1 protein-coding gene is annotated in these 752 nt (G+C 69.4%); it reads left to right on the forward strand.

Translation table 11 applies throughout. The features are described from left to right. The first annotated feature begins 167 nt into the window (after positions 1 to 167). Positions 168 to 674, forward strand: a complete 507-nt coding sequence (locus ACSNOD_RS31555) for an AAA family ATPase (protein ID WP_436770496.1) — start codon at positions 168 to 170, stop codon at positions 672 to 674. Positions 675 to 752 lie beyond the last annotated feature (78 nt).

Consider the following 752-nt stretch of genomic DNA (forward strand, 5'->3'; position numbering starts at 1 on the left):
CCTGGGAGCATGTGCGCCGCGCTGCGGGGGCACCCCGCCACGTCCCCTCCGGCCCGTAGAGCGACGCGCCCGCGGTGGGGGAGTGAAAAACCATCTCTGGCTGCGGCCGTCCCCCGGCTCTCTGTTCTCGACGGCCGTCCTACTCTGTCCACGTGGCAGTGATATTGGTGACGGGTATGTCCGGGGTGGGCAAGTCAACGGTTCTGGCCCGGCTGGAACAGCGGGGGTACCGGACAGTGGACACCGACGTCGGCGGGTGGATCGAGAACGCCCCTCTTCCCGACGGCACCGGCATGGAGCCGCAGTGGCGCGAGGACCGGATCGAGGCGCTGATCGCGGAACACGAGCATTCGGGCGAGCCGTTGTTCATCGGGGGCACGGTCCTGAACCAGCAGGAGTTCTACCCCCGGTTCAAGGAGATCGTCCTTCTCAGTGCGCCGCTGTCCACCATGCTCGAACGCGTCGCCACCCGCAGCACCAATCCCTACGGCAGGACCGCCGAGGAACGCGATCGGATCGTGGCGGACACCGCCGAGGTCGAGCCGTTGCTCCGCTCGTCGGCCACGGTGGAAATCGATACCCGGAGGCCGATCGACGAGGTGGTGGACCACCTGGCGTCACTTGCCGCCATGGATCGCGGCACGGCGGGAACCCCGCACGCGGGGAGCGCGTAACCCCCCACCCCGCTTTGTGCGCCCATGCCACCGGAGGGGACGTAGCGGGGTGCCCCCGCAGCGCGGCGCACGAGACGG

Origin of the sequence: Streptomyces sp. URMC 123 (genome assembly GCF_051386515.1) — a bacterium.
GTDB lineage: Bacteria > Actinomycetota > Actinomycetes > Streptomycetales > Streptomycetaceae > Streptomyces.